This is a genomic window from Propionivibrio sp. (genome assembly GCF_049316945.1).
Lineage (GTDB): Bacteria > Pseudomonadota > Gammaproteobacteria > Burkholderiales > Rhodocyclaceae > Propionivibrio.
Window position 1 is genome coordinate 1 of record NZ_JBMOJE010000277.1, and the last position, 3105, is coordinate 3105.

The window sequence follows — 3105 nt, forward strand, 5'->3', positions numbered from 1 at the left end:
CAAGGTTTGTTCGCCAAAGAGACAAAGTCTTCCGTGATCCAACGAAAAATCGACCTTGGCCCCTTTGACTCCAAAAATTTTTTCGCAACTTTGGGCATGATGAAAAATATGTCATCAGTGTTTACCGGGGGTGCTCATGCGTCAGCGCTGTCGGACAAAGCCTGATTTGCACGCCCCTTGCTCAGGCTCTACAATCCGCTCAATGACACACCTTCACGACACCGGCTACAAATTCCTTTTCTCGCGCGCTGATCTGGTACGCGAGTTGCTGGAAGTGTTTTCGCCGCCCGGCATCACGGAACTGCTGGACTATGCCACGCTGCGCCCGGAAACCGGCAACTTCATCACCCCGGCGATGAGGAAACGCGAAGACGACGTGGTGTGGTCCATCAAGTTGCAAGGGCAGCGCATCTACCTTTACCTGCTGCTGGAGTTCCAGTCCTCCATCGACAAGGGCATGCCGGTGCGGATGATGCAATACGTCGCCGCGCTCTACGACCATCTGGTACGCAGCAAGGCCATCGACCTCGCCGACGGCTTGCCGCCGGTGCTACCGATCGTCATTTACAACGGCGATGCGCGCTGGAACCACAGCCCGGAAGTGTTCGACCTGATACAGCCCCACCCGGCGGTGCTGACCGAATTTCAGCCGAAGCTGAAGTTCTGGTTGCTCGATGAAGGCCGCTTCAGCGTCGAACATCTGGAAGGACTGCATAGAGTAATGGCGGCAATCTTCCGCATGGAGCACGCCCGCGACACCGAAGAAGTAAAGCGGGCGATCCGCTATCTGGGCCAGTCGGTTGCTCAATCGCCCTACAAGCAAACGATAGACAAAGCCGTGATGCAGTGGATGGGCTACCGCCTAAGTCGCAAGATGCCCGACCTGCTCATCCCGGATGTGGATGACCTTCTGAAAGGAACCGAAATGCTGGAAACGAATCTTGATCGAATCAGAGCCAATGCCATCGCCGAAGGCGTCCTGCTTGGCAAATTTGAAGCCGAAGCGCTTGTTCTGCAGCGCCTGCTGAACAAACGTTTTGGTCCGCTTCCGGCAGAGGTTGCAGCGCAGATTAGCGCTGCTGGACCGGAACAAATCGAAGCTTGGCTTGACCTGGTGCTTGACGCTGCCGATCTGGCGGCGATCTTCCCGCCCAAACAGCATTAAGACCGAAATCAAGAATTATCCAGTTTTGCAGGGTGAGAAACGCATCGCGTTGCGCACCATCAGTCGGGCCAAGCACGTCGATGCGCGAAGATTCCGCGTGCGCAAAAAAATAGTTTACCCACCATGCCGGGCTACAAGCCAATGAACATGCGGTTCCCCAGCACACCATTCGGTGCCCGACGGCCTTTGTAGGAGCTCAGCTTGCTGGGCGATTACGGTCGTGCCGAATCAACCCATCGCGCAGATATCTGCGATCCTACAAAAAAAGTGCAGACATCACCGCCATGTGCCCACGCGGGGTTTGTAGGGTGAGAAACGCAACGCGTTGCGCACCACCAGGCGAATCAAGCACGTCGGCACGAGAGGATTCGCCTGCGCAAAGAAAAGCATTTGCGCACCCTACCGGGCTGCAACAAGATAAACCAATCGGGAAATCGACCCTGGCCCCTTTGATTTCTCCCTTTGATTTTTCTCGATGGAAATACAGCCCTCGTTCAGGCTCATACCTCATTGGGCAGGGCCCCACCGGGCGAGTGATGAGCAGTTTCATGGAAGGACTCTGACACTCGCGACCACAAGTGCCGCCACACAAAAACTTGACGAATATCACAGGCTGACGATAATGTAGTGCTGAACACTACAATTAGGGGCTTGAAATGAGAACCATATCTGCTGGCGACGCCAACCGCCACTTCTCCAACCTGCTACGTGATGTTGCAACGGGCGAGATCATTACTGTTCTTTCGCGTGGCAAGCCCGTTGCTACCATCGCACCTGCTCGCTCTGGCGATGGTGAGCGCGAAGCGGCAAAGCTCATTTTGCTCGGACGGCTTCGTCAGCAAAATCCCTCGGGTGCTCGGAACTGGACACGTAATGAACTGTACGAGGGCTGATGGATGAGAGTTGCCCTCGACACCAACATCCTGGCCTACGCGGAAGGCTTGGGCGATAAGCTACGCTGCAGCATGGCATTGCAGTTGGTTGAGCAATTGCACAGCGCCGAGGTTGTACTGCCCGCCCAGACCTTAGGCGAGTTGTCGCGCGTCCTGACTGGCAAAGCCAAGCGCACCCCTTCGCAGGCGCGCGAGGCTGTACTGGGGTGGGCAGACAGCTTTGAAGTGGCGGACTCCACCTGGTTTGCATTCCAGGCAGCACTGGACTTGACCGTCGATCACCAACTTCCGATGTGGGACGCCTTGATTTTAGCTATCGCCGCAGAGAACCACTGCCGACTTCTGCTCTCGGAAGATTTCCACAATGGCTTCACCTGGCGAGGGGTCACAGTGGCCAACCCGTTTGTCGAACCCCGCGCGCCGTTGCTGACCGGGTTGCTGCACACATCGAATTGAGCCCCAGATGCGACAACGCCCACTCAGGCTCCCCCGGTAGGCGCAGCTATTCGGCTCTGTTGATGTTTTGCCTGCGGTAAAATTTGCCGCATTTTCTACTCCAGATGAATCAAGCCAACGCGCCGGACAAGACGAGACTGACGACCCGCGCCGAATCAACCCATTGCGCAGAATATCTGCGCTCCTACAAAAACCCGGCCACGGTTTTCACACGTTCGGCCAGCACGGTTCTTTGTGGATCGGACTTTAGTCCGACAAGGTTTGTTCGCCAAAGAGACAAAGTCTTCCGTGATCCAACGAAAAATCGACCTTGGCCCCTTTGACTCCAAAAATTTTTTCGCAACTTTGGGCATGATGAAAAATATGTCATCAGTGTTTACCGGGGGTGCTCATGCGTCAGCGCTGTCGGACAAAGCCTGATTTGCACGCCCCTTGCTCAGGCTCTACAATCCGCTCAATGACACACCTTCACGACACCGGCTACAAATTCCTTTTCTCGCGCGCTGATCTGGTACGCGAGTTGCTGGAAGTGTTTTCGCCGCCCGGCATCACGGAACTGCTGGACTATGCCACGCTGCGCCCGGAAACCGG

The 3105-nt window shown here is 55.8% G+C and carries 3 protein-coding genes; all 3 read left to right on the forward strand.

Features of this window, described 5'->3' with window-relative positions:
- The first annotated feature begins 202 nt into the window (after positions 1–202).
- The 3 genes from ACOYNV_RS26920 to ACOYNV_RS26930 all read left to right on the forward strand — a co-directional run bounded on the left by ACOYNV_RS26920 (position 203) and on the right by ACOYNV_RS26930 (position 2514).
- On the forward strand, positions 203–1165 hold the full coding sequence (locus tag ACOYNV_RS26920; RefSeq protein WP_422902894.1) for an Rpn family recombination-promoting nuclease/putative transposase: 963 nt from the start codon (positions 203–205) through the stop codon (positions 1163–1165).
- A gap of 656 nt (positions 1166–1821) precedes the next feature.
- Positions 1822–2058, forward strand: coding sequence for a type II toxin-antitoxin system Phd/YefM family antitoxin (locus tag ACOYNV_RS26925; protein WP_422902895.1), 237 nt, complete (start codon positions 1822–1824; stop codon positions 2056–2058).
- Between the two features lie 3 nt (positions 2059–2061).
- The gene (locus tag ACOYNV_RS26930; protein ID WP_422902896.1) at positions 2062–2514 is read left to right on the forward strand and encodes a PIN domain-containing protein; all 453 of its coding nucleotides are present in this window, start codon (positions 2062–2064) and stop codon (positions 2512–2514) included.
- Positions 2515–3105: the final 591 nt, after the last annotated feature.